At 73.0% G+C, this 24,498-nt stretch carries 23 protein-coding genes and 1 tRNA gene; 13 read left to right on the forward strand and 11 right to left on the reverse strand.

Features of this window, described 5'->3' with window-relative positions; all coding sequences use genetic code 11:
- Window positions 1–114 precede the first annotated feature (114 nt).
- Window positions 115–1,539, forward strand: a complete 1,425-nt coding sequence (locus tag PUR53_RS44365; protein ID WP_329912277.1) for a glycoside hydrolase family 26 protein — start codon at window positions 115–117, stop codon at window positions 1,537–1,539.
- Window positions 1,540–1,561: 22 nt separating this feature from the next.
- On the opposite strand, the gene PUR53_RS44370 is transcribed toward PUR53_RS44365, so the two are convergent.
- The 9 genes from PUR53_RS44370 to PUR53_RS44410 all read right to left on the reverse strand — a co-directional run bounded on the left by PUR53_RS44370 (window position 1,562) and on the right by PUR53_RS44410 (window position 12,751).
- Window positions 1,562–2,728, reverse strand: a complete 1,167-nt coding sequence (locus PUR53_RS44370) for a GNAT family N-acetyltransferase (RefSeq protein ID WP_329899448.1) — start codon at window positions 2,726–2,728, stop codon at window positions 1,562–1,564.
- Window positions 2,725–3,393: a lipopolysaccharide biosynthesis protein gene (locus PUR53_RS44375; protein ID WP_329912278.1), complete on the reverse strand. Its 669-nt coding sequence runs from the start codon at window positions 3,391–3,393 to the stop codon at window positions 2,725–2,727. Before PUR53_RS44375 ends, PUR53_RS44370 begins: the two co-directional genes overlap by 4 nt.
- Window positions 3,390–4,538: a glycosyltransferase gene (locus tag PUR53_RS44380; protein WP_329899450.1), complete on the reverse strand. Its 1,149-nt coding sequence runs from the start codon at window positions 4,536–4,538 to the stop codon at window positions 3,390–3,392. Before PUR53_RS44380 ends, PUR53_RS44375 begins: the two co-directional genes overlap by 4 nt.
- Before the next feature lie 7 nt (window positions 4,539–4,545).
- Window positions 4,546–5,238, reverse strand: a complete 693-nt coding sequence (locus PUR53_RS44385; protein WP_329912371.1) for a polysaccharide deacetylase family protein — start codon at window positions 5,236–5,238, stop codon at window positions 4,546–4,548.
- Between the two features lie 127 nt (window positions 5,239–5,365).
- Window positions 5,366–7,456, reverse strand: a complete 2,091-nt coding sequence (locus PUR53_RS44390; protein ID WP_329912279.1) for a lipid II flippase MurJ — start codon at window positions 7,454–7,456, stop codon at window positions 5,366–5,368.
- Window positions 7,453–8,913, reverse strand: coding sequence for an O-antigen ligase family protein (locus PUR53_RS44395; protein ID WP_329912372.1), 1,461 nt, complete (start codon window positions 8,911–8,913; stop codon window positions 7,453–7,455). The genes PUR53_RS44390 and PUR53_RS44395 overlap by 4 nt, the downstream gene beginning before the upstream one ends.
- A gap of 11 nt (window positions 8,914–8,924) precedes the next feature.
- Complete coding sequence (locus PUR53_RS44400) at window positions 8,925–10,379, reverse strand: exopolysaccharide biosynthesis polyprenyl glycosylphosphotransferase (protein ID WP_329912280.1); 1,455 nt, start codon at window positions 10,377–10,379, stop codon at window positions 8,925–8,927.
- Window positions 10,376–11,548, reverse strand: coding sequence for a glycosyltransferase (locus tag PUR53_RS44405; protein ID WP_329912281.1), 1,173 nt, complete (start codon window positions 11,546–11,548; stop codon window positions 10,376–10,378). The genes PUR53_RS44400 and PUR53_RS44405 overlap by 4 nt, the downstream gene beginning before the upstream one ends.
- 39 nt (window positions 11,549–11,587) lie before the next feature.
- The gene (locus tag PUR53_RS44410; protein WP_329912282.1) at window positions 11,588–12,751 is read right to left on the reverse strand and encodes a DUF3344 domain-containing protein; all 1,164 of its coding nucleotides are present in this window, start codon (window positions 12,749–12,751) and stop codon (window positions 11,588–11,590) included.
- Window positions 12,752–13,039: 288 nt separating this feature from the next.
- On the opposite strand from PUR53_RS44410, the gene PUR53_RS44415 reads away from it, so the two are divergent.
- The 8 genes from PUR53_RS44415 to PUR53_RS44450 all read left to right on the forward strand — a co-directional run bounded on the left by PUR53_RS44415 (window position 13,040) and on the right by PUR53_RS44450 (window position 18,244).
- Window positions 13,040–13,279: a chaplin gene (locus tag PUR53_RS44415; RefSeq protein WP_239754387.1), complete on the forward strand. Its 240-nt coding sequence runs from the start codon at window positions 13,040–13,042 to the stop codon at window positions 13,277–13,279.
- 240 nt (window positions 13,280–13,519) lie between these two features.
- Window positions 13,520–14,341: a hypothetical protein gene (locus PUR53_RS44420; RefSeq protein ID WP_329899455.1), complete on the forward strand. Its 822-nt coding sequence runs from the start codon at window positions 13,520–13,522 to the stop codon at window positions 14,339–14,341.
- Window positions 14,342–14,512: 171 nt separating this feature from the next.
- Window positions 14,513–14,803 (forward strand): hypothetical protein, encoded by a 291-nt coding sequence (locus PUR53_RS44425; protein ID WP_329899456.1) that lies wholly within the window; start codon window positions 14,513–14,515, stop codon window positions 14,801–14,803.
- Window positions 14,804–15,018: 215 nt separating this feature from the next.
- Window positions 15,019–15,516 (forward strand): DUF5949 family protein, encoded by a 498-nt coding sequence (locus tag PUR53_RS44430; protein ID WP_239754383.1) that lies wholly within the window; start codon window positions 15,019–15,021, stop codon window positions 15,514–15,516.
- Entirely contained in the window at window positions 15,516–16,130 is a 615-nt protein-coding gene (locus PUR53_RS44435; RefSeq protein WP_329899457.1) for a vitamin K epoxide reductase family protein, read from the forward strand. Before PUR53_RS44430 ends, PUR53_RS44435 begins: the two co-directional genes overlap by 1 nt.
- 184 nt (window positions 16,131–16,314) lie before the next feature.
- Window positions 16,315–16,821 (forward strand): hypothetical protein, encoded by a 507-nt coding sequence (locus PUR53_RS44440; protein ID WP_329899458.1) that lies wholly within the window; start codon window positions 16,315–16,317, stop codon window positions 16,819–16,821.
- Between the two features lie 132 nt (window positions 16,822–16,953).
- A complete protein-coding gene (locus PUR53_RS44445) occupies window positions 16,954–17,394 on the forward strand; it encodes a tyrosinase family oxidase copper chaperone (RefSeq protein WP_329912283.1) in 441 nt (146 codons plus the stop codon).
- Window positions 17,378–18,244: a tyrosinase family protein gene (locus tag PUR53_RS44450; protein ID WP_329912284.1), complete on the forward strand. Its 867-nt coding sequence runs from the start codon at window positions 17,378–17,380 to the stop codon at window positions 18,242–18,244. The genes PUR53_RS44445 and PUR53_RS44450 overlap by 17 nt, the downstream gene beginning before the upstream one ends.
- 136 nt (window positions 18,245–18,380) lie before the next feature.
- Here PUR53_RS44450 and PUR53_RS44455 read toward each other — a convergent pair whose 3' ends face one another.
- Window positions 18,381–18,683 carry a chaplin gene (locus PUR53_RS44455; protein ID WP_329912285.1) on the reverse strand — a complete coding sequence of 101 codons (303 nt, stop codon included), beginning with the start codon at window positions 18,681–18,683 and terminating at the stop codon, window positions 18,381–18,383.
- A gap of 250 nt (window positions 18,684–18,933) precedes the next feature.
- Here PUR53_RS44455 and PUR53_RS44460 point away from each other — a divergent pair, with 250 nt between their 5' ends.
- On the forward strand, window positions 18,934–19,278 hold the full coding sequence (locus PUR53_RS44460; protein ID WP_443078215.1) for a DUF2087 domain-containing protein: 345 nt from the start codon (window positions 18,934–18,936) through the stop codon (window positions 19,276–19,278).
- Between the two features lie 299 nt (window positions 19,279–19,577).
- Here PUR53_RS44460 and PUR53_RS44465 read toward each other — a convergent pair.
- Window positions 19,578–19,650: transfer RNA gene (locus PUR53_RS44465), tRNA-Arg, on the reverse strand.
- 271 nt (window positions 19,651–19,921) lie between these two features.
- On the opposite strand from PUR53_RS44465, the gene PUR53_RS44470 reads away from it, so the two are divergent.
- The 3 genes from PUR53_RS44470 to PUR53_RS44480 all read left to right on the forward strand — a co-directional run bounded on the left by PUR53_RS44470 (window position 19,922) and on the right by PUR53_RS44480 (window position 24,433).
- Entirely contained in the window at window positions 19,922–21,595 is a 1,674-nt protein-coding gene (locus tag PUR53_RS44470; RefSeq protein ID WP_329899462.1) for a dynamin family protein, read from the forward strand.
- A gap of 5 nt (window positions 21,596–21,600) precedes the next feature.
- On the forward strand, window positions 21,601–23,718 hold the full coding sequence (locus tag PUR53_RS44475) for a GTPase (protein WP_443080437.1): 2,118 nt from the start codon (window positions 21,601–21,603) through the stop codon (window positions 23,716–23,718).
- 235 nt (window positions 23,719–23,953) lie between these two features.
- Window positions 23,954–24,433, forward strand: coding sequence for a single-stranded DNA-binding protein (locus PUR53_RS44480; protein WP_329912287.1), 480 nt, complete (start codon window positions 23,954–23,956; stop codon window positions 24,431–24,433).
- The last annotated feature ends 65 nt before the right edge of the window (window positions 24,434–24,498 follow it).

Here is a 24,498-nt window from a genome sequence, read left to right on the forward strand (position 1 = left end):
ACCCGAAGGCCGGAGCCCCAGTTGGCGGAATTCGTATTCGTATGACTGATTGTCAGTAGGTGGAAATCGGCGGCGGAAAGCAGTGAAGTGAAGAAAGCGGAGAGGGGAGCGGACATGGCTCCACAACAGCGGCGGCATCGGCACAGGCGGTCGCGCGGCAGACGGCTGGCGCTCGTCGCGGCCGGCGTGGTCGCGTCGTTCGCCCTCGCGTCGGTCCCGGTGTACGCCGGGGGCACGCGGATGGTGGTCCGGGTGACCGACCCACCGGTTCCGGCGGCTCCGGCCACCCCCACGACCCCGGCCACCCCCACGACCCCGGCCACCCCCATGACCCCGGCCACCCCCACGGTGTCGCCGGCCCCCACGGTTCCGGCCGCTCCGACGGCGCCCCTCGTCCCGAGTGCGTCCGTCGCGCCGCAGGGCACCTCGCCCCTGCCGGCCACTCCCTCCGAGACCCCGAAGCCTCCCGAGCAGCTGCCGGCCATGGGCGCCTATCTGCACTACGGGCCCCGTGGCGTCGCCCGGATCGCCGAGCTGAGCGACTGGCTGGGCGGCTCCGACCTGCGGGTGGCGCACACCTATCTGCCGGGCGACCGCTGGTCCAACATCGAGGGCCTGCCCGGCTTCCTGGACTCCTGGGCGGAGTGGCGGCGCGACGAGGACGACCGGATGTTCGTCCTCAACGTGCCCATGATGGAGCGCAACGAGGAGGGCGTCTCCGACTGGGAGGTCCGCGCGCTGCTGCGCCGCGCCGCCGCCGGCCAGTACGACCACCACTACCGCCGACTCGCGGAGCGGCTGGTCGAGTTGAAGATCCCGGACACGGTGATCGTGCTCGGCTGGGAGATGAACGGCATCACGTACACCCATCGCTGCGGGCCCGACCCGGAGAGCTGGAAGAAGTACTGGAACAGGATCGTCACCACGATGCGCGCGGTGCCGGGTCAGAAGTTCAAGTTCGACTGGACCCCGAACCGCGGCCGGGACGCCATTCCCTGGACGCAGTGCTATCCGGGGGACGACACGGTCGACATCATCGGCATGGACTCCTACGACCAGCCGCGCGGAATCACCTTCGACGAGCAGGTGAAGGAACCGTACGGTCTGCAGGCACACGTCGATTTCGCGAAGGCGCACAAGAAGCCCATCTCATATGCGGAATGGGGACTTTTCCGCAACGGCGACAACCCGGAGTACATGCGGCGCATGCTCGCCTGGATGGACGAGCACAAGCCGCTCTACAACACGCTCACGGACTACTGCCCGCACGGTGTCTGGCAGTGCGCGGCCAACCCGAAGGCGGCCCAGGTGTACCGGTCGATGCTCTTCGGCCGCGACACGGACACGACCGCCACTCCGAAGCCGACACCCACACCCACACCCACACCCACCCCGACACCGACCCCCACGCCGAAGCCGGCTCCCACCACACCCGTACGCCCGCCGAACTGCTCGCCGCTGGAGCTGGGCGACTGGGTGGAGTACTGGATCGGCGGGAAGCTCTGCATCCGCACGGACTGGTGGGCGCGCTACCGGTGACCCGCGGACGGCGGCGGGCAGCTCACCGCCCGCCGCCACCGCGATCCTTCTTCGCGCCCTCCGGATTCTTCGCGTCCTTGCGTGCGCGCCAGCGTCGGACCAGTTCCTTGCCCTGGCCGCGGGCCGCCGCGTCGCAGGCCGCCGCCGACAGCAGCGGTGCGGTGCGGCGGCGGGCCAGCAGCAGCCGCTGGTTGACCACGGTGTCCGGACGCCAGCGCAGCTTGTACGGCTCCGCGCCCCGCAGCAGGCTCAGCACCTGCTGGGCGCCGGAGCCGACGTGCCCGGCGCAGGCGTCGAGCAGCATGGTGGCGACGTCCGCCTTGCGTTCGCGCAGCCGTGGGTGGGCGCCGTAGAGGTAGCCGCCCGCCAGCCGGCGCGACAGCAGGGTGACGTCGACGGCCAGGACGTCGCCGCCCAGCCGGAACTCGGTCACCACGGCGTCCCCCGAGCGCACCATCGGCCCGACCGAGCGGACCAGGTGTTCGGAGAAGCGGGGCCGCATGTGCTCGGTCGTCACCTTGCGGTCCTGCCACTGGAGCCGGTGCAGGTCCAGCATGGTCCGCAGCGCCGCGTCCACCTCGTCGGGGCGCACCGCACGCGGCTCGATACCGAGGTCGCCGAGCTTGCGGAGCTTGGCGCGCACCCGCTGGGCCCGGGAGTTGGGCAGCCGCTTGAGCAGCTCGTCCATGGGCTGGGCGGGCAGCTCCAGACAGACCGAGTCGGCCACCTTGCGGCGCGGACCCCGCCAACGGTCGTAGATCCGTTCGACGGCGGCGCCCGGCCGTACCTCGCGGAAGTCGATCAACGCCGTCCGGGCGACCGCCGACAACCCCTCGGCGAGCGCGGCCGACGCCTGCTCGGCGTGCTCGTCGTCGAGGAGGACGTCCGCGAAGTCGGAGATGGGACAGCCGAGCGGGACGAGGGTGGGCAGCGGACGCCGTACCAGCATCAACGGGGCGACCGCGCGCAGCTCGGCCCCGTCGCGGACCAGGACCAGACGGAGTCTGCCGGGGGTGCCGTACGACAGCCACCAGGAGTGCAGCCAGGCGTGGTTCTGGAACGGGGTGGCCGCGCCGCAGCGCCGGTACAGCCGGTCCCAGGCCTCGGTCAGCTCGCCGAACTCGGCCTCGTCGGTGCAGAGTTCGGCGCGCAGGGTGGTGCTCGCCGCCGTGTGCAGGGTGCTGGTCACAGCTGTCCGTGCGTGTCTGCGGCGAGAGCGGGGCCCGGTACGGAGGCGGCGGGTGGTGTCTGTGGGGTGCGCCGGGGCCGGACGAGCAGGGCGAGCCCGCCGAGCAGCCCGCCGGCGGCGGTGCCCACCAGGCCGGTCACCGTCGACGACGGCGAGGACGCCTCGGTCGGCCTGGTCGCGCGGGCGAACTCCCGGAGTTCGACGCGCGTCGACCGCTCGGAGTCGTTCGCGTGCCGGGTCAGCGCGCGTGAGACGGCGTTGGCCATGTCGGCGGCGAGGTCCGGCCGTGCGGAGGTGGCCGACACGGCGACCATCGGCGCGTCCGGTGACGTCGCCGTTCGCACGTTCTTCCGCAGTGTCCCGATCGGCACCCCCGCCCACACCTGGGCGTCCCCGAGCACCGCGACCTGGGTCGCGACCCGCCCGTACGCCTGGGCGAAACCGAGCGCCGTCTGGGGGTCAGACCCCTCGGCGGGCACGGCGACGACATAGCTCGTGGCGGTGTAAACGGGCGCCTTCACCACGCCGTACGCGCCCCCGGCCAGCCCCCCGAGCAGCGCGCCGGCGGCGAGCAGGGACCAGGGGGGCAGGGACCTGACGCGGGAAGGGGGAGCCGACCCACGGGTCGGGCTGTCGGTCGGGTGTTCGGACGTACGGTCGGTCATACGGAACTCACTCCCAGGGGCGGGGTCGGCGAGGGCGTGCTGGAGACGGCGGCCGCGTACACGTCCATGAGCTGGGCGGCGCTGCGGGTGATGCAGTAGTGCTGGGCGGCGGCGGGGACCGCGCGGGAGCGCGCGCCCTGCGCGCGGACGTCCAGCAGGGCGCGTACGAACGACTCCGCGCCCCCCTGAACGCGTCGGGCGCCCACGGTCGAGTCCGGGGGCAGGTCCTCGATCGCCGGACAGGAGACATAGAGCACGGGCAGCCCGGACGCCATCGCCTCCACCACCGCGAGCCCGAAGGCCTCCTCGGCGCTGGGCGAGGCGAGCACGTCCATGGCGTTCATCAGGGAAGGCAGATCGGCGCCGGGGGCTCCCGCGGCCGGGCGCTCCCCGGTGAGCAGGACCCGGTCGGCGACCCCGGCGCGCTGGGCGGCCCGCCGCAGCACGCTCTCCTCGGCTCCGCCGCCGATCACCAACAGCCAGCAGTCATCCGGCAGTTGGGCCAGGGCGCGGATCAGTACGTCGAACCGCTTGCTCGCCGCGAGCCGGCCGACGCCCCCGACGACGTATGCGTCCTCCGGCAGCCCGAGCCGCCGCCGCGTCAGCTCCCGCAGATCCGCGTCGAAGCGGAAGCCCGCGAGGTCGATGCCGTTGGGCACGACCTCGATCCGGGGGGCCGGCACCCCCCAGCGCTTCAGCCGGTCGGCGACGGTCGGCGACACGGCGACCGTGGACCGGCCGAGCCGCTCGCTGGCGAGGTAGAGGGCGCGCACGCCGGCGGAGAGCCGTCTGCCCTCCATCTGCGAGTCGCCCAGGGAGTGCTCGGTGGCGACCACCGCGCGGACCCCCGCCAGCCGGGCGGCGAGCCGGCCGTAGACACAGGCCCGGTAGAGATGGGTGTGGACGAGGTCGTAGCCGCCCCCGCGGATCAACCGCACCAGCCGGGGGAGCGCGGCGAGATCGCGGTTGCCGGCCATGCCGAGGTGGGTCACGCGGACGCCGTCGGCGGTGAGACCGTCGGCGACCGGGCCCGGGTTGGTCAGCGTCACCACGTCGCAGTCGACCGGCAGATGGCGCAGCAGCAGCCGCAGTTGCTGTTCCGCGCCGCCGACGCCCAGGCCGGTGATGATGTGCAGCGCCTTCACGTCGGCCTCAGACCCCCTCGACGGGACGCCGGCGCAGCCGGTGCAGCTTCCGCTTCAGCAGCAGCCGCAGGGCCGTGTCCTCCTCGCCGATGTGCACCCGGGGCAGCGCGTACGGGCCGTTCAGCGGGCCGGGGTCGATGGCGCAGGCGTAGGCGTACCCGGCGTCCCGCACGGCGTCGGCGGCGCGCTGGTCGAGGGTGCCGTACGGATAGCAGAAGCCCTGGACCGGAGCGCCGATCAGCTCGGTGAGCAGGGCCCTGCTGTCGGCGGTCTCGGCGCGCAGGGTCTCGTCGTCCGCCTCGGTCAGGTCGACATGGGTCAGGCCGTGCGAGCCGATCTCGATGCCCTCGGTCCCGGCTGCCACCCGGATGCCCTGTTTGTCGAGGAGCGGTTTGCGCGGGCCCAGCGGATCCCAGGCGTTCTCGCCGCCGAGCCGTCCCGGCAGCACGAAGAGCGTGGCCCCGCAGCCGTGCGCCCGCAGGCGCGGCAGCGCGTTGTCGACGAAGTCGGCGTACCCGTCGTCGAAGGTGAGCCCCACCAGGTCCTGGCCCTCGCCCCGGGCGCGGGCGGCGAGCAGCTCGGCCATGCCGACCCCGCGCAGCCCCCGCCGCCGCAGCCAGCCGAGCTGCGCGTCGAGCCGGTCGGGCGAGACCGTGACGCGGTACGGGTCGTCGGAGCAGTCGCCCACCGAGTGGTACATGGCCACCCAGAGGTGCGCGGCGGCGGTGCCCGCCGGTCTGCGGCCGGAGGGGACGGACGGGCGACCGGCGGACGCGGACGGGCCGTTCCCGGACGCGGACGGGCGACCGGCGGGGACGGGCGGGCGATCAGCGGATACGGACATCGGCGAGCCTTCGTGTGACGGAACGGAGTGCGGGCGTGATACCGGAGGCGTCCATGGCCCAGGCCAGCAGGACGAAGACGAAGGCGACGACCGCGCCGCCGACGGCGAGACCGAGGACGGGCGCGTCGATCCGGTCGGCGCAGTACATCCCCGCCACGCCCGCGGCCACGGCCGCCCGCACGGGCCGGCTCATCTCGGTCACCACCTGCCGGGTGCGGATCGGCACCGCCCGGCCGCCCATGCCGTACAGCAGGAGCAGGGCGGTCAGGGTGATGCCGATCGCGTTGGCGGCGGCGATGCCGAGGACGCCCCACGAACCGACGGTGGCCGCGCCGATCCACGAGGTCGCGACGATCCCGGTGACCATGGCGACCAGCGGGTACCAGGTCGGCCGGCCCGCCGAGAAGTAGGAGCGCACCAGCGCGCTCACCAGGGCGTGGCCGAGCAGCCCGAGGGCGTACACCCGCATCACGGCGGCGGTGGCAGCCGTGTCCCGCGCGGTGAACGCACCGCGCTGGAAGAGCAGTTCGATGATCTGCGGGCCGCACGCGAAGATCGCCGCCGCGCCGAGCAGCACGATGCACGACACCAGCGCGAGGTCCTTCTCCACGCGGCTGCGGGCCCGCTCGGTGTCGCCCTCCGCCATCGCCTGCGCCACCACCGGGAGGGTGACGGTGCACAGCATCAGCGAGAACGTCATCGGGATCTGGGCCACCTTCTGCGCGTAGTTGAGGTGCGAGATGGCCCCGGCGGGCAGCGTCGAGCCGAGGAAACGCTCGATGAGGACCTGGGACTGACGGCAGAGCGCGAAGAGCAGGACGGTGCTGATGAGGGCGAACTCGACGGGACGGGCGGCGGAGGCGACGGATTCGGGGGTCTGGGCCGACCCGGGCGCGTGGGGTGCCTCGTACGGTACGGATGCCTCGTACGGTTCGGACGCGGGGCCCTTGCGGCGCAACTGGCGCAGCAGCGACGGCAGCTGGGTGAGGATCATCAGCACGCCGCCCACCGCGACGCCCACGGCCGCCGCCCGCACCCCCCAGCGTCCGCCGAGCACGAACATCGCCGTGATGATGCCGACGTTGTAGGCCACGTAGATCGCCGCGGGGGCCACGAACCGGCGGTGGGCGCGCAGGGCCGCGCTGCAGTAGCCGGCGAGACCGAAGGAGAGGGCGCAGGTGCCGGTCAACCGGGTGCAGTCGACGGCCAGTCGGGGGTTGGGGAGACCGGGGGCGAGCGCCTCGACGAGATAGGGCGCGCCGACGATCAGCAGCAGGGCAGCGGCGACGAAGGCCAGCGTCAACCGGGGGAGCGTCGAGGCGACCAGGGAGCGGACCGGGTCGCCCACGCCGCCCCGGGCGCGGCGGGCCACGGCCACGCTGAAGGCCGGGACCAGCACGAACGCCATGCCGTCCTCGATCAGCAGCGTCGCCGCGAACTCCGGCACCGTCCAGGCCACCAGGAAGGCGTCCGTCTCGCTGCCGGCCCCGAACAGATACGACAGCGCCTGGTCGCGGCCCAGCCCCAGCAAGGCCGCCGCCGCCGTGAGCGCCGCCGTGACGAGCGTGGCCTTGGCGAGGAACCGCCCGGTGGGAGGCGCGACCTCCGAGAGATCAGCCTCCCGGGCACCGGGCACCAAGGCCTCGGCGACGGGGGAGGCCGACGGCACCGGGGCGGCGGGGCCGGGGAACGCGGACGCGGGATCGGCGGCGCGTCCGGAGGCGGCGGGGGTGTGGACCGCGGACTTGGGTTCGGAGGGGCCGGAGACCCTGGGGAAGCGGCCCGTGGGGCCGGAGACAGCGGGTGCGGGATCGGAAGCGGGGGTGTGGACCGCGGACTTGGGATCCGCGGCGCCGGAAGCCCCGGAGACGAGGCCCGTGGAGCCGGAGGCAGCGGGTGCGGGGTCGGCGGGGGTGTGGACCGCGTGCGCGGGATCGGCGGCGCCGGAAGCCGTGGAGCCCCGGTCGGCGGGGTCCGCAGCCGTCGACACGGAGTCGGCGGTGTCGGCAGCAGCACGCGCCCGGTGCGGCGGCCGCGGCGGTGTTCCGTGCGGAGTGCGAGGAGGCGTCGTCATCGTGTGCCGGCCTCCTCCGGGACGCGGGCCGTGGCGGCCCCGACCGGAGCGGCGCCCGTGGCCGTCCGGTCCGCCAGGGCCCACCACGCCACCAGCCCGAAGCACACGGCGGTCAGCACGGTCGTCGGCCCCCCGATGTCCGCGTACATGAAGTCGACCAGCACCCACGCGACCAGCCCGCAGGCGACGAGCCCGCAGTCGACACCACCGGCGCGGCGGTCGACACCACCTGACCGGCGGTCGATCCCACCCGTCCCGGGCGCGATCCCACCGGCGCCGCCTGCGGATCCGTCGGCACCACGTTCGTGCCCGGCACGCGCGCCGTGCCCCCCGTCCCCGCCGTGCCCGGCTTCGCGTCGCGCCCGTACCAGCCCCCGCGCCCCGCACACCGCCAGGGCCAGCCAGCTTCCCCCGAGGGCGAGCAGGCCGATCAGGCCCTGCTCGCTCAGGACCAGGAGGTACATGTTGTGCGGGGAGAGCAGCGGCTGCTTCTGGTAGGCCGTGCCCGCGCCGGCGATGTCGCTGCCGGAGGAGAGCGCCAGCGAGGCGTTGCTGTCGCGGTGCTCGGGGAAGCCCTTCAACCCGACGCCGGTCAGCGGTTGTTCGCGCCACATGCCGGCGGCCGCGGCCCACATGGTGTACCGGTCGGTGACGGACTGGTCCGGCGCGTCGGTGACCCGGGTGATGCTGCTGATCCGGTCCTGGAGCATCGTGGACCCGATGCCGAGCCCGCCGACGAGGACCACACCCACGGCGGCCACAGCCGCGAAGACGGCCACCGCCCGCCGCAGCCCGGCCAGCACCACCTGGAGCCCGCACGCCGCCGCCGCCGCGATCCACGCGCCCCGGCTGAACGACACCGCGAGCGGCAGCACCAGCAGCGCCGAGCAGACCAGCGCCCAGGCCCGCTGCTTCGCCGTCGCGGGCGCCAGCGCGAGACCCACCGCGCACACCAGCCCGAACGACACCACGGTCGCCATCCCCATCACGTCGCCGGCTCCGAAGGTCCCCACGGCCCGGATGTCCTCACCGGCGTAACTGGCCCCGGTTCCGGTGGCGTACTGGTGCACCCCGACCGCGCCCTGCCACAGCGCGAGCCCCACGAACGACCAGGCCACCACCCGGAAGTCGGACCGGCTCCGGACGCAGAGCAGGACCGCCACCGGCACCAGCACGAACACCTGGAGGTACCGGCCGAGCCCGGCGATCCCGGCCCCCGGGTCGCCCGCCCCGGCCGCGGCCAGCGCGAGCCCGACGACCGGCAGCCCGAGGACCACCGCCGCCGTACGGGTCAGGGGGCGCCGCCGATCCCGCAGCAGCCCCGCGGCGCACCACAGCACGAGGAGGCCGGAGACGGCGTCGGCCGGGGTCGCCCCGCCCTCGGCGTCCGACGTGATCGGCAGCGCGAGCGCGGCGACCACGGCGACCACGGGCAGGACGGGCGCCGCAGCGCGCACAGACGTCACGGTCAGCTCCCCGTCGGACGGACGAGCGCGGCGGCCGTGCGGACCAGGATGCAGAAGTCCTGCCACAGCGACCAGTTGTCGATGTACGCGTTGTCGAAGCGGGCCCGGTCCTCGATGGAGGTGTCCCCGCGCAGCCCGGTGACCTGGGCCAGTCCGGTGATGCCGGTCCGCATCCGGTGCCGGGCCGCGTAGCCCGGATAGGTCTGTCCGAACTTGGCCACGAAGTAGGGCCGTTCGGGGCGCGGGCCGACCAGGCTCATGTCGCCGCGCAACACGTTCCACAGCTGGAGCAGCTCGTCGAGCGAGGTGCGCCGCAGGAAACGGCAGAACCAGCTCATCTCCTGCTCGTTCGCCACGCTCCACCGGGTCGCCGCCTCGTGCGCGTCGGCCGGCCGGTGGGTGCGGAACTTCAGCAGTGTGAACGGCAGCCCGTCCCGCCCGATCCGCTCCTGCCGGAACACCACGCCGGGCCCGTCGCTCAACCGCAGCACCACCGCGCACACCAGCAGCAGCGGGCTCACCATCAACAGCAGCGCCCCGCACACCACGATGTCCACCAGCCGCTTTCCGACGGTCTCATGACTGCGCGTCAGTTCCAGCCGGCGGCAGGCGAACCCGGCGAGCAGTTCGGTCGAGCCGTCCGGGTCGTACGAGGGGGACTCGGCGTCCACCTCCCACAGCGTGCAGCCGGCGTCCTCCAACGTCCGCAGCAGCGGGGCGCGTTCGATGCGCGAGCCGACGACGAGCACGGCCCGCACACCGTTCTGGAGGGCGGCTCGCCGTACCTCCTCGGCGGTGGTCAGCACGGGCAGGCCGTCGGCCCCGCCGCCCTGGTCGGCGACGACACCGACGGGCCGGATGCCGCACCCCGGGTGGCGCAGGAAGGCGGCGGCCACGCGCTGCGCGGTCGCCGCCGGGCCCACCACCAGGGCCGCGCCGGGGCGCCGGACCAGGGCCCGGCGCCGCTGCCAGTGGACCGTGCCCCGGCCGACACAGGCCGCCGCGGACTGCAGGGCGCAGCCGAGGGCCAGTTCGTGGGCGGCGAGCGCGTGATCGGGGGAGTGCGCGGCCACACCGGCGCCGAGCACACACCAGCCGAGCACGATCCGCCCGCACACGGCGGGCAGTTCGTCGAGCACGGCGGGCACGGCGGGCGGCCGGTAGAGGCGCGCCCTGGTGTTCAACCACGCCACGGCCAGCGCCAGGGCGGCCGCCATCAGGGGGCGCCCGGGGGTCGTGTCACCGGTGAGCAGCAGCACCGCCAGCAGGGCCGCGCCGCCGTCCACGGCGAGCAGCGGCAGCCCTGAGGGAGGCCGGGCGACGGGGCGCCGGCCGGCCGGGAAGGTCAGGCCGCCGACGGTCTCACGCGGCGGGGCCACCGAGACGGACGCGCCGCCGAACTCGCGTTGCTGTCCACCGGAGGAGGGGACGGTACTTTCCGTACGTTCCGCAGTCACGTGTGGATGGACTCCCTGCACTCGGTGGCTTTCCCGCGCCGGCCGTCCGCACCGCCGAGCAGTTCGCGGTACACGCCCGCGACGGCCTCGTTCGTGTGCCGTACGTCGTGCGTGGTCAGTACGTGTTGGCGACCCTGGTGGCCGAGCGACTCCCGCAGCAGCGGGTCGAGCAGCAGACGGGCGACGGCCCCGGCGAGCGCCGAGGCGTCCTCGACGGGCACCGGCTCCTGTCCGGGCGGCAGACTCTCGCGGGCCCCGTCCACCTCGGTGAGCACGACCGGCCGCCCGCACGCCATGGCCTCCAGCGGCGCCAGCGCCATGCCCTCCCACCGCGACGGCAGGACGACCAGATCGGCCGCCTGGTACCAGGGCACCGCGTTCGCGACGGCTCCGGCGAAGAGCACGCCCTCGGGCGCCAGGGCCCGCAGCCGCTCGCCCTCCGGCCCGTCCCCGACCAGCACCAGCCGCGCCCCCGGCACCCGCCGCAGCACCGCCTCCCACGCCGCGAGGAGCACGTCCTGCCCCTTCTGCCGGCACAGCCGGCCCACGCACACCACCAGCGGCGCTGTCGGGTCGACCCCGGACAGCAGCGGGATCTGGGCGCGCACGGCGTCGACGGCGGCGGGGTGGAAGCGCCCGGCGTCGACCCCGTTCGGGATCACCGTCCAGCGCGCCCGCACCCCGGCCCGCTCCCCGGTGACGCGCTCCGCCTCACTGACGCACACCACGCGCGAGGCCCAACGCGCCCCCGTTCGCTCCCATCCGAGCGCCAGCGCCGCCATCGCGCCGTCCACGGCCTCGAACGACCAGGCGTGCGGCTGGAACACGGTCGGCACGCGCCCCCGTACGGCGAGCCGGCCCGCGAGCCCGGCCTTCGCGCTGTGCGCGTGCACCAGGTCGGGCCGTACGTCGTCGAGGACCCGCCGTACCCCGCGTACCTCGGACAGGAGTGTGGGCCCCGGCGACCGGGTGGCCGCCCAGTGCCGTACATCGGCGCCGAGCGCGTGCAGTTCCGGGGCGAGCGGACCGTCGGGGCAGGCCACCGCGACGCGCAGGCCGTCGGCGAGCTGGGCCCGCACCAGGTCCGTCACGACGCGGGCCACGCCGCCGTCGACCGGCTGGGTGACATGCAGGATCCGCGACGGAGGGTCGGATGGTGACAGTTGCATGCGGGTTCCTCGCTCAAGGGCGGCGCCGGGCGGCGCGCGTCACGGCTTGGCGTCGACGGCGACGAAGAGCGCCCCGACCCAAGCCGCGTCCCGCTGCGAAACGAGACGGAAGGCCAACTGGTCACCACCGCGCCGGATTTCGTCGTCCAGTTCGAGAACGTCCGAGTCGTATCCGAGGGTGTTCGCGTACGCGGGTGTACGCCCCGTGACGAGCGCCCCTTGCTGGCTGATCGTCGAATTCAGGACGTCGTCGACGGGGTTGGCCGCGTCCCCGAGCGTGACGGCGGGACCCCGCCCGGTCGAAACGGTGAGCGAGTCGCCCGCGCTCCCGCGATCCCCGTCGTAGGCGACCAGCCCCACGGTCCCGCGCGCCCGCTCCGGCAGCGCCGCTCCACTGAGCCGGACCCGCTGCCCACCGTCCGTCAGGAGCGCGTCGGAGCCCGTCGAGAGCGTGTCGAACCCGTCCCACATCGCCAGGTGCCGCAACGGCTCCGCCGGGTTCTCGTAGGCCACCGTCAGAGTCCAGCCGCCCCACGCCCCGGCCGCCGAACGGCCCATCGCCACATTGACCTGCGCCACCGTGTAGAGCCCCGAACCGCTCGACCGCACCAGGTCCGTGACGTCCGCCGAGGCCTGGAACGCGTCCGCGTCCCGCATCACCCGGTGCCCCACCACCGAGTCCGCGAGCACCTCCTTGTACGCGCCGCCGGGCTCCGCGATCAGCACCCGTCCGTTGTCCTTCGGCGGCTTCTGCTCACCGACCCGCAGGTTCCCGCCCCAGTACAGCCGCGCGTACGACACCCGCGCGCCCGGCGGCAGCCGGACCTCGCCCCGGCTGGAGTTGTAGGTGTTCGGGTCCCGGTCGACGTCGACGTAGAACATGTCGAAGTCGTCGTTCACGGCGGTACGCCCCCCGCGCGCGTCGGCGCACGACGGCGGGGTCGGCGGGGACGTCGAGGGTTGGGCGGACGTCGAGGGCTGGGGCGCCGCCACCTGGGTGCGGCAGGTGATGGAGGAGTTGGCCGCGCGGACGATCCCGCCGTGCTGCAGCGCCCGGTAGCGCTGGGTGAAGGCCAGGCGCTCGGCCTCGGGAGAGGGACCGGGTGGGGCGGCCGTCGCGGGAGCGCCTGGCCCCCAGAGGACGGCGAGGGCGCAGCAGCCCACCCATGCGCGGCGCAGCAGAGGACCCGGGTGAATTCGCATGACCGGCGGTGCCCTTTCGGGTGCTTGTCGGGGCGATTCCGCAGACCGTCGAGGCGTCGAATATCTGCGGATCTGATAAAGGCCGCGGCGGCCTGGGGAGGTGCGCAACTCTAGCCCGCTATGTGTATGTATTCGCGGAACATGCCAACTGTGTCGGAACGGTGAAGCAAGCGATTCGGGAGATCACCCCTTTGGAGGCACAACCCCCGGCGCATGCCGCGCGTTGACTCCAGCGCCGGGCATCCCCGCCCGAGTGTTTTTTGCATCAACTCCAAGGAGCACCTCTCCATGTCGCGTATCGCGAAGGGCCTGGCCCTGACCTCCGTTGCTGCCGCGGCCGTGGCGGGCACCGCCGGCGTCGCCACCGCCGACAGCGAGGCGAAGGGCTTCGCCGCCCACTCCCCGGGCGTGCTGTCGGGCAACGTCGTGCAGGTTCCGGTTCACGTGCCGATCAACGTGTGCGGGAACACCGTCAACATCATCGGTCTGCTGAACCCGTCGTTCGGCAACAAGTGCTTCAACGACTGACGTTCGAAAACTGACGTCCCCGGACTGACGTTCGCACGTTGACACACGAACCGGCCGTCCTCCCCGCAGGGAGGGCGGCCGGTTCGTGTTGCCCCGAATGGGGCCCCTCGGTTGCAGACGGAGAACGCCGATTTCACGGTGAAAAGACAAGGCCGAAAGCCAGAGCTGAAAGCCAAGGCCGAAGGTCAAGGTCAAAGACGAGGCGAAAAGCCGATCGTCGCACCGTTGAAAGGAACATTCATGCGTGCTCTGTCCGCACGGCGTCTCGCGGTCCCCGCCCTCTGCGCCACGCTCCTGCTCGGCGTCACCGCCCCCGCCGCCCTGGCGGCCGACGCCGGGACGACGCGTGACCGCGCCCGGTCGGCGGCCGCCCCCGTCCCCGGCGCGGACGCGCTCCTCGTACAGCTCAAGGGTCTGGGCGACCTCGGTGGCGTACTGAAGCCGGTGACCGATCTGCTCGACGCCGTGCTCAAGGCGGACAACGGTCAGCTCTCCGCCGAACAGGTGACCGAGCTGGGCAAGGCCGTGCGGGATGCCATCGACAAGGCCAAGGCCAAGGCGACGGCACCGGAGACGCCGCCGGCCTCCCTGCCGGCCGACCCGGCCGCGCCCGCCGTCCCGGTCACTCCGGCCGTCCCCGCCCCGCCGCCCGCGCCCGCCGTGCCCCCGGCGCCGCCCGCCGTGAGCACGCCCGCGGTCCCGGCGGCGCCGTCGGTGCCGGCCGCGCCGCAACTGCCCGTCACGCTGCCCGCGTACGACCGGGGCCCCGCGCAGCCGGTCGGCAGACTCGCGGCGAACCCGGTGACCGACGCGCTGGCCGCTCTGCAGTCCGCCGTCGACGCCCTGCTCAAGGCGGTCACCTCCGGCGACCTCGCCCAGGTCGTGCCCGCCGTCACCGGAGTGGTGACCGCCCTGCTCAAGGTCATCGCCGCCATCCTGGTCGGCAGCGGCCTCCCCGTCCCGGCCGACCTGCCGCCGGTACAGCCGCCGGCGGAACTGCCCGTGGCGCCGCCCGCGGAGCTGCCGGTGGCGCCGCCCGCGGCCGTGCCGCCGATTCGGTAGGCACCGCGGAGAGAGCCGTCGGGCCGGTCGCCCTCCCGGTCGGTTCGACGGCTCTTTCGTATGACCTGTTGTTCGGCGTCAGATATGACCTGTCCGGTACGGGGTTTCCGTCGGCGCCAGGGCTCGTTGGACACGGCGCAGTGCTTCCAGTATTCCGAGGAGAGGAACACGATGAAGTCCCTGAAGGCCGCCGCTGTCGTTGCCGGGTCCATGGCCATCGCTGGCGCCGCCGCGCCGGCCTTTGCCTACGACGCCACGGACGTCACGCCCACCAGCCTCAACGGCGCGGTGAACACGCTCTTCAAGGAGCCCATCTCACCCGCCCCCCTGCAGCAGCAGTCGAACGCGCTCGACACCGAGAACAAGGACTCCGTGCTCCACACGGTGAGCGGCGCGACCAAGACCCTCAACTCCTCCGGCGGCCCCGGCCAGCTCCTCGGCGGTCTGCCTCTTCAGGGCTGACCGTTCCCCTCGCGGTCCCACGGGGCCGGTTCCGCGCGTTCGCGGAACCGGCCCCGGTCGTTCTCCCGCCCCCCGGTCCGTGACCGCGCCCCTCCGGAGAGGGAATTCCACGGTGTTCGAGGCGGGTCCCTCGTTCGTGTGGTCGGTCGTCGGCTGTCGCCCGGTCGGGTGAAAAGGCGGCCAGGTCGTTTGGCGGGCGTGGATAGGGTTCCGCGGTGACTTCAACTTCCGCTGAAACCCGCCCTTTCCGCCCCGCAGACCTCGGCACGCTCGTCGTCATGGCGTGGAGCGGTGAAGCCCCCGACGGGGACATGCCCTACTTGCTCGCCTACACCCTGGGCGACGGGCAGAGCGGTCCCGAGGGTTCCACGGCCGCCGTCGCCGATCTGCTGACGAGCCTCGGTCTGTCCATCGGCGAGAAGGTCGTCGACGGCGCCGCCCACCCCAGCCTGCCCGTCACCCTGCTCGTCGAGGCGGGCCAGGCCGTCGTCACGATGCCGCAGCTCAACGCCCAGTGCCCCGCTCCGCCGGAGTGGCTCGCCGCCGTCGGCCGACGCGGCTTCGCCTATCTGCTCTTCGCGACCCGCCCCTGGCCCGAGGCCCGGCCCGGCACGCCCGTCGAGCCCGAGGCCCTCGCCGCCTTCGCCGGCGACACCGAGACGCTGACCAGCGCGGCACACGTCCTCCTGCCGGCCCGCACCCTGCGCGGCTGATGACCGCCCCGGCAGGGCGATCGGCGGGTCGGGCAGGTACGGCGGGCGCCAGTCGTGCCTTCGCGATCCTGCTGCTGATCAGCGGTGCGGCCGGGCTGCTCGCCTCGTGGGTCATCACGCTCGACAAGTTCAAGCTGCTGGAGGACCCGAGCTTCACCCCCGGGTGCAGCCTCAACCCGGTCGTCTCCTGCGGCAACATCATGACGAGCGACCAGGCCTCCGCCTTCGGGTTCCCCAATCCGATGATCGGTCTGGTGGCCTACGGCATCGTCATCTGCGTCGGCACGAGTCTGCTCGCCGGTGCGGCGTTCCCACGCTGGTACTGGCTGACCTTCGACGCGGGCACGCTGTTCGGGGTCGGCTTCGTGACCTGGCTCCAGTTCGAGTCGCTGTACCGGATCAACTCGCTCTGTCTGTGGTGCTGCCTGGCCTGGATCGCCACGATCGTCCTCTTCTGGTACGTGACCTCGTTCGTCGTCCGCAACGGTTTCCTGCCCGCGCCGACCGGACTGCGCAGCTTCCTGGGCGAGTTCACCTGGGTGTTCCCGGTGGTGCACCTCGGAGTGATCGGGATGCTCATCCTGACCCGCTGGTGGGATTTCTGGACCAGCTGACCACATGCCCACCCGACCAGCCGATGACCTGACCAGTTTGATCAGCCGACCAGTGGGTCGATAGGCCTCTCGGACTATTGCGGCACTCGGGCGATTCTTCGGCTGAGGGAGATCCGCGGATCGTTCACCGAGTACGGACGCCGAGCCCCGGATTCCGCCCAATCCTGAAAGGGACCGTACCGAGATGAAGCCGACCACCCGAGGAACCCTTGCCGCCGTCGTCACCGGTGTGGTGGCCGCGGTGGGCGCCTCCGCAGCCCCCGCCGTCGCGGCCGAGACGGTCCCCGTCCCCGTACCGCTCGAAGGGGTGGAGCACTCGCTGAACGTGAAGATGCCCAGGCTGGGCGGGGAAATGCCGCTGCTGACCCCGGGTGCCCCCGAGGGACCGCAGTACGTCGAGGGCCGGCTGCTGCCCGCCAGCGCCCTGCCGCAGGTGCCGCTCGGCGCCGCGCTGCCGGGGCTGCGGGCCGAGACCCCGCTGCCCCGCCTCGTCGGGGAGGGCTTCGAGCGGGTCGGCCTCGACGCCCCTGCCGCCGACCTGCGGACCCTCACCCCCGGGCTGAACGTGGACACCCCGCTGACCGCGCCCAACCCCGACGCGCTGGGTCTGCCCAGCCTCAAGGACCCCCAGGCAGCCGTCCTCACCCCGGTGCTGCGGACGGCGCCGACCGCGAACCTCGGGCTCGTCTGAGCCCGCGGCGACACGGAGGACGAGGCCCGGACCGGACGCGCCCGGGCCGGCCGCCCGGGGGTCACCGCTACCGAACACGACGAGGAGAGAGTGTTGTTCGTCGGCAGAAGGACGAGCAGAGCGACGAGCAGAGTGACGGTGGACCCCGCCGCCGGCCGGAGCAGAACGCGCCGCAACGCGCTGCGCGCCCTGGGCGTGTCGGCCCTCGCCCTGGCCGTGGCCCCCGTCGTCGCCGCCGCGTGGCCACGCCGGTCGGCGCGCCCGGAGGAGGCCGAGTTCGACGAGACGTACCGGGGCCGCCGTATCCGCGGCTCCAGGACCGACACGGGCCAGGCCGCCTATCTGGGCGCACGGGCGCCCGGCGTCGACACCTGGGGCGTCACCGTCGACGGCCGCCCGCTGCACCTGATGCGGCGGGCCGACGGCACGTATCTGAGCATGATCGACCACTACCGCTCGTACCCGACGGCCCTGGAGGCGACCCGCGCCGCCGTCGACGAACTGGGTATGGCCCAGCGTCTGCGCGTGGCGGCCATGGTGGAGGGGGCGGTCGGTCATGGCCTACACGCGTAAGGACGTCAGCACCCTCACCCGTGGCGAGCGGCGGCGGTTCGTCGGAGCCCTGCTGCAGCTCAAAAAGCGCGGTGAGTACGACGAGTTCGTGCGGATGCACATCGACCACTACGTCTCCGACGGCGACGGCGGCCTGCGTACGGCCCACATGGCGCCCTCCTTCCTGCCCTGGCACCGCCGTTTCGTGCTGGAGCTGGAGAAGGCGCTGCGCCGGATCGACGACTCGGTGACCGTGCCCTACTGGGACTGGACCCGGGACCGGACGACCACGTCGGTGCCGTGGACGGCCGATCTGCTCGGCGGCAACGGCCGACGCTCCGACAAGCGGGTGATGACCGGCCCCTTCGCGTACGGGACGGGCGGGTGGACCATCACGGAGGGGCTCACGGACGTCGAGTACCTCACTCGGGACTTCGGTTACCCCCGCAACCCCGTCGGTCTGCCCACCGCCCGTGACCTGGACGCGGCCCTCGCCGATCCGGTCTACGACAAGGCCCCCTGGAACTCGGTCACGCGCGGGGGGTTCCGCAACCGGCTCGAAGGGTGGGGGCAGGGGACCGGCAACGGCTCGTGGCTCAACCACAACCGGGTGCATCGGTGGGTGGGCGGGCACATGGTCGGCGGCGCCTCCGTCAACGACCCCGTCTTCTGGCTGCACCACGCCTTCATCGACCTCCAGTGGACGCGCTGGCAGCGACGGCACCGGGGCGCGCGCTACCTCCCGGCCGAGCCGCCGGCCCGGGGCGACTCCCAGCGGGGGCGGATCCTCGCGCGCGACGAGCGGATGCCGCCGTGGAACGTGACGCCGGGGCAGATGGAGGAGATCGGGAGCGTGTACCGGTACGCGTGACGGATGCGCGTGACGGATGCGCGTTGACCGATACGCGTGATCGATACGCGTGATCGATACGCGAGAAGCCCTCGACGGTGGTGACACCGTCGGGGGCTTCTCGCGTATCGCCGTGTCGCTCGGGGTGTCGGCCCCGTCAGTGGCCGTAGCCGGACGGGCCGGGGCTGCCGGGGTTGCCCTTGTCCTTGTGGTTGTCGTCGCTCTTGTTGACGCAGACGTTGCCGAAGGCCGGGTTCAGCAGGCCGACGATGTCGATCGTGTTCCCGCACAAGTTGACCGGCACGTTGACGGGGACCTGGACGACGTTGCCCGACAGGACACCCGGGGAACCGACGGCCTTGGCCTCGGCGCCCGCGTCCGCAGAGGCCAGGCCGGCACCGCCGAGCACGACGGCGGACGTGCCGAGCGTGACGACGGCTGCCTTCGCGATGCGAGACATCACGTTCTCCTTCTTGATCGGTGAGCACGACCGCTTCTTCGTGGCCGCACGCCCGTTCAACGCGCCCGCGCACCGAGGGTCACGGCGTCCACCGGGGGATCACTCTTTCCGAACGCGAGTGTGGGAACGACGTCTCCGGCGGCCCCGGCGCCGACCGGAATTCGGATGCGCTGCGGAACGCCGGGCGGCTAGCCTCCGGCGCGACGGGGTGGCAGTGGCAGTCGAACAGTGGGGCAGAGGAGTGAACGGCGTGGAGAAGCAGGCGTCAGCACGGGACTTGAGCGAGGAGACGGCCGCGGAAGCCGAGATGACGGACCGAACCGACCCCGTACTGCGGACCTTCGTGCGCGACGGGCGTCTCGTCCGGCTGCCGGCCCGGTGGCAGCGGAAGCTGGTCGTCCTGCGGTACGTGGCGGAGCGGACCTTCGAGCCGGGCATCGAGTACCCCGAGCGCACCGTGAACGAGAAACTGCGCGCCTGGTGCGAGGACACCCCGGTGGACCATGTGACCCTCCGCCGCTACCTGGTGGACCTGGGCCACCTCCACCGACAGTACGGCTTCTACTGGGTCCCGGAGACAGCCCGCACACACTGACCCCGACCACCTGACGAAGCCACAGCGAATCGCGGGGCCTACTCCTTGCCCCCTTCGCCATCCAGACCCGACACGCCCACCGGGCGAGCCCACCCCCGATCAGTGACGCGAGAATCGCCCCCAGTCGATGACGTGGGGCAGCCCCGGAAAAACGCGAAGATCAAGGCTTGAATGCGTAGTACAGCTCTTCCGGGCACCCCTGTGCCGTGACACGGCGAGACACCGGGTGGTCGCGTCGCGTGACTTCGGCGTGGGTCCGAGAAAGAAAATGCCCTCCCTGAGGGAGGGCGGGGTGTGGGCGCCCCCGGCAGGACTCGAACCTGCGGCCAAGCGCTTAGAAGGCGCCTGCTCTATCCACTGAGCTACGGGGGCCGGGTGTGGTGGCCTCTGTCGTGGTGCCCGGGTGTGGGCTGATCCGTGACGTTGCCGGGGACAAGGATAGGGCTCCCGAGTCCTTGTCCCTGTTGCTTCGCCTCCGTGGCTCAATGTGGAGGTTCGGTGAAGCGGTCCTGATAATCGCAGGCAGGTACGAATCGTGCACCTCTTTTGCCGCCTCGGACCCCGGGTGTTGTGCACTCGTTATGCCTGCGCCCCTCTCGTCCCCTCCGTCCCGTGTGTCCTGTCGGCGCGCAGACGTGCTTATATGCTTCAGAAAGTCCACAAAATTGGGCATTCTTCGCATGTGGTGACCTTGGACGTACGGCCTCAGCTGCTCGACGCGCTCTCCGCCCTGCGCGACCGTGTCGCCGCCGCGCGCTTCCCGCTGCCCCTGGCAGGGGCCCCGCGCGCGCGTGCCAACCGCGACGAACTGCTCGCGCAACTCGACGACTACTTGGTGCCCCGGTTGCGACAACCCGAAGCACCATTGCTCGCGGTGGTCGGCGGATCCACCGGAGCCGGCAAGTCCACTCTCGTCAACTCCCTGGTCGGACGGAGGGTCAGCGAGGCCGGCGTACTGCGGCCGACGACCCGGACGCCCGTACTGATCTGCCATCCCGAGGACCACCACTGGTTCAGCGGCATGCGGGTCCTGCCCAACCTCACGCGCGTGTGGACGCCGCCGCAGGAGCCCGGACAGGACCCGGACGACGACTCCTTCCCGCCGGACGGCGGGAACGGCGGCAAGAACGGCGAGCGCTTCCTGCGCATCGAGACCGCCGACAGCCTCCCGCCCGGACTCGCCCTCCTTGACGCGCCCGACATCGACTCCCTGGACGCCGACAACCGCGTACTCGCCGCCGAACTCATCTGCGCCGCCGACATCTGGGTGATGGTCACCACGGCTTCCCGCTACGCCGACGCCGTGCCGTGGCATCTGCTGCGGTCCGCGAAGGAACACCGGGCGACCCTGGTCACCGTGCTCGACCGGGTGCCCCACCAGGTCGTCTCCGAGGTCTCCCGGCAGTACGGGGCGCTGCTGACCAAGGCCGGACTCGGTGACGTACCCCGGTTCACCGTGCCCGAACTCCCCGAGTCCGCCTGGGGCGGTGGGCTGCTGCCGGGCACCGCCGTCGCACCGCTGCGGACCTGGCTCATCCAGCAGGCGACCGACCCGGGAGCCCGGCACCAGGCGATGGCCCGCACCGCACACGGGGTCCTCGACTCGCTGCGCTCCCGGATGCCCGAGCTGGCGAGTGCGGCGGCCCAGCAGTACTCGGCCGCCCTCCGGCTCACCGCCGCCGTCGACTCGGCGTACGACAGCGAGCACGCGCGTGTGAAGGGGCGTCTGCAGGCGGGGGCCGTGCTCGCGGGCGACGCCCTCAAACGGTGGCGCAGTTTCCCCCTCGACTGCACCGCCGGCGAACTGCTCGACGCCCTCGTCGAGAGCCTCGGCAGCCTGCTGCTGTGCGCGGTCACCGCCGCCGACGAACGCGTCGGCGAGGCCTGGAGCCGCGAACCGGCCGCCGTGGCCGCCGGGCTGACGGAACGTGACACGACGGGGGAGAGCGTCGAACACCGGATCGGGATGACCGTACGGCGCTGGCGGCGTGTCCTGGAGGAGTACGCCGAGGAGGAGGTGCGCGACCTCGACCGGAGCGTGGCTCCGGACACCGAGGTGGTGGCCGCCCTGGGCGCCACGGCCCTGCTCGGCGGCAGGCGGGCCCGGTCCGCCGGGGAGGGGCTCGCGGAACGGATCGGCGCGCACGGCGCGCTACGGCTGCGCGACCGCGGCGGCCGGCTGCTCACCGACTACCTCGAACGAGCCCTCGACACCGAGCGCGAGCGCCGACTCGCCCCGCTCGACGCCCTCGACGTACACCCCGAACCGCAGGCCCGACTCATCGCCGCCCTGTCCGTACTGCAGAAGGAGAGGTGACCGCCGTGACCGCCGTCACTGATCACACGGATCAGACCGGGGACGACGTCCCCGAGAGGGGTGACGACAGGACAGCCCGTCAGGAGCTCGGCAACGAGTTCGGCAAGAAGGTCGCCAAGATGGTCGATGAGATGGGCGAGGGCCGAGCCAACGGCCTTGCCGCCGGGGCCGATCGTGCGGAGCGGGCCGAGGAACGGGGGGCGATCGCAGGGCGGGACATGACCACCGCCGGTCCGTCGGCCTCACCGATCCGTGAGCCGCGTCCGAGGAGCGGCGAGAACGGCGTCCACGCGCGCGTGGACGACCGTTCCGGCGCCGGTGTGTCCAGCCGTGAGTCCCGAGGCACCTCCGGGGACGCGTTCGCGCGCACGAAGGCAGAAGTGTCCGCGCGAACGGAACCGGGTGCCGCGGGGGCGGAGTCCGGTGATCCCTGGGACGACGGGCTCATCGCCCGGCGGGCCGCCGAGGCGGGGCCCGCCGAGCGGGTGTCGGTCGTGGAGACCAGGGCCCCGGCCGCGCAGTCGGTCGTCCCGCTCGCGTACGACGGGCAACTGCGGTCGCGGCTCGACGCGCTGCGGGAGCTGGTGGGGCTGTCCCGCACCCGGCTGGACAGCACGACCCTCGCGGAGGCGGGGCGCGTGCTGGACGAGGCGGCGGCGCGGCGCAGGCTCTCCGGTCAGCACACGGTCGTCGCCATCGCGGGCGCCACCGGAAGCGGCAAGTCGACACTGTTCAACGCGCTCGCGGGCGTGGCGATCTCGGAGACGGGCGTACGCCGGCCCACCACGGCGGCGCCCATCGCGTGCAGTTGGAGCGACGGGGCGGCGAGTCTCATCGACCGGCTGGGGATTCCGGGGCGGCTGCGGCGGCGGCCGTTGCAGAGCGCGGAGGCGGAGGCGCAGTTGCGCGGCCTCGTCCTGGTGGATCTGCCCGACCACGACTCGGCGGCGGTGGAGCACCGCGAACACGTGGACCGGATCCTGGCGCTGGTGGACGCGGTCATCTGGGTCGTCGACCCGGAGAAGTACGCCGACGCGGTCCTCCACGAGCGCTATCTGCGGCCCCTGGCCGGTCACGCGGAGGTCATGTTCGTCGTCCTCAACCAGGTGGACCGCCTCCCGGGGGAGGCCGCCCACCAGGTGCTCGACGATCTGCGGCGCCTGCTCGACGAGGACGGCGTCGCCCTGGGGGAACACGGCGAACCCGGCGCCATGGTGCTCGCGCTGTCCGCGCTCACCGGGGACGGCGTGGGTGAACTGCGTGACGCGCTGGAGCAGTTCGTGGCCGAGCGGGGCGCGCCCGCCCGCCGGGTCCGCGCCGATCTGGACGCGGCGGCGGCGCGGCTGTGGCCGGTGTACGCCAATCAGCGGCGCGCGGGGCTCAGTGAGCGGGCGCGCGAGGAGTTCGCCGCGCGCCTCGCGGACGCCGTCGGCGCCACCGCGGCGGGCGAGGCCGCCGAGCGTGCCTGGCTGCGCAACGCCAACCGCGCGTGCGGGACGCCCTGGCTGCGGCTGTGGCGCTGGTACCAGGACCGGAGCGAACCCCCCACGGGGCGGCTCGCCCTGAGGGCACCCGTGGACGAGGAGGCCACCGCCCGGCAGCGGGTCGAACAGGCCGTGCGTACGTTGTCGGAGCGCGCGGCGAGGGGATTGCCCCTGCCCTGGGCCCAGGCGGTGCGCGAGGCGGCCGTACGGGGGGCGCAGGGGCTGCCCGAGGCGCTGGACGAGCTGGCGGTGCGGGCCGGGGCTCCGACGGGGCGGCCGCCTCGGCCGGGCTGGTGGCCGGCGGCGGTGCTCGCGCAGGCCTCCATGACGCTGGTCCAGGTCGTGGGTGGGCTGTGGCTGTTGGGACAGATCATCGGCTTCATGGCACCGAACCTCGGGGTGCCGGTGCTGTTGATGGTGATCGGCATCGTCGGCGGTCCGGCCGTCGAGTGGGGCTGCCGACTGGCGGCGCGTGGTCCGGCACGGCGGTACGGCCACGAGGCGGAACGGCGGCTGCGGGAGGCTGCCGCCGGGTGCGGACGGGCCCGGGTGCTGGAGCCGGTGGCCGCCGAGCTGCTGCGGTACCGGGAGGTGCGGGAGCAGTACGGACGGGTGTTGGGTGCGACGCCGGTGAGGTGAGGCTGGGGTGAGCGGTGGCTCTCGCGGGGTCGGGTTCACCCCCTCGGGTGACGGAGTTTTCCACAACCGGCGAGTAGCACACAGGGCTCAGCGGGCTCGGCCCGACGGCGGCAGTCTGAACACGCGGCGATCACAGCACCGCCGCACGACGGACGCTGCAGCCGTACGGGACGGGCCCGTGCGCGTGTCCGAGACCGTCGGCGTCCGACGTCGGCGTGAAGGAGGGGTTCGCGAGATGAACGAGACGATGGTGTGCGTGGTGGGGAACGTGGCGACCCAGCCGGTCTGCCGGGAGTTGTCGACGGGTTCGTCGGCCCGGTTCCGGCTGGCGGTGACCTCGCGGTACTGGGACCGCGAGAAGAACGAGTGGACCGACGGGCACACCAACTTCTTCACGGTGTGGGCCAGGCGCGCGCTCGCCGCGAACGTGGCGTCGTCCGTCGCGCTGGGAGATCCGGTCGTGGTGCACGGGCGGTTGAAGGTGCGCGCCGAACAACGCGACGGGCAGAGCTGGGTCTCGGCGGACGTCGACGCGGTCGCCGTCGGCCACGATATGTCGCGGGGGACCTCGGCGTTCCGGCGGACGCCCAGGGGTGAGGCGTCGATCACGGCGCAGGCACCGTCCCAGCCGGAGCCGACCTGGGAGGCACCGCCGCCCGGCGGTCGGCTCGACTCTGCCGCCGAACTCAGCCCGGAACCAGCAGGGGTGACATGACCTCAGATCGTGGCCCATCGGCGCGCACACGGTGAAGACCCTGTGTACACAGCTCATCAATTTGT

It is taken from the genome of Streptomyces sp. SP18BB07 (assembly GCF_036322545.1).
GTDB lineage: Bacteria > Actinomycetota > Actinomycetes > Streptomycetales > Streptomycetaceae > Streptomyces > Streptomyces deccanensis.

Coding starts and splice junctions, on each gene's coding strand:
- PUR53_RS44455 (WP_329912285.1), bottom strand. CDS start 18,683: ATGTCTCGCATCGCGAAGGCAGCCGTCGTCACGCTCGGCACGTCCGCC.
- PUR53_RS44480 (WP_329912287.1), top strand. CDS start 23,954: ATGAACGAGACGATGGTGTGCGTGGTGGGGAACGTGGCGACCCAGCCG.
- PUR53_RS44435 (WP_329899457.1), top strand. CDS start 15,516: ATGACCGCCCCGGCAGGGCGATCGGCGGGTCGGGCAGGTACGGCGGGC.
- PUR53_RS44420 (WP_329899455.1), top strand. CDS start 13,520: ATGCGTGCTCTGTCCGCACGGCGTCTCGCGGTCCCCGCCCTCTGCGCC.
- PUR53_RS44385 (WP_329912371.1), bottom strand. CDS start 5,238: ATGTACCACTCGGTGGGCGACTGCTCCGACGACCCGTACCGCGTCACG.
- PUR53_RS44375 (WP_329912278.1), bottom strand. CDS start 3,393: ATGACCGACCGTACGTCCGAACACCCGACCGACAGCCCGACCCGTGGG.
- PUR53_RS44440 (WP_329899458.1), top strand. CDS start 16,315: ATGAAGCCGACCACCCGAGGAACCCTTGCCGCCGTCGTCACCGGTGTG.
- PUR53_RS44425 (WP_329899456.1), top strand. CDS start 14,513: ATGAAGTCCCTGAAGGCCGCCGCTGTCGTTGCCGGGTCCATGGCCATC.
- PUR53_RS44415 (WP_239754387.1), top strand. CDS start 13,040: ATGTCGCGTATCGCGAAGGGCCTGGCCCTGACCTCCGTTGCTGCCGCG.
- PUR53_RS44450 (WP_329912284.1), top strand. CDS start 17,378: ATGGCCTACACGCGTAAGGACGTCAGCACCCTCACCCGTGGCGAGCGG.
- PUR53_RS44410 (WP_329912282.1), bottom strand. CDS start 12,751: ATGCGAATTCACCCGGGTCCTCTGCTGCGCCGCGCATGGGTGGGCTGC.
- PUR53_RS44365 (WP_329912277.1), top strand. CDS start 115: ATGGCTCCACAACAGCGGCGGCATCGGCACAGGCGGTCGCGCGGCAGA.
- PUR53_RS44390 (WP_329912279.1), bottom strand. CDS start 7,456: ATGACGACGCCTCCTCGCACTCCGCACGGAACACCGCCGCGGCCGCCG.
- PUR53_RS44470 (WP_329899462.1), top strand. CDS start 19,922: ATGCTTCAGAAAGTCCACAAAATTGGGCATTCTTCGCATGTGGTGACC.
- PUR53_RS44405 (WP_329912281.1), bottom strand. CDS start 11,548: ATGCAACTGTCACCATCCGACCCTCCGTCGCGGATCCTGCATGTCACC.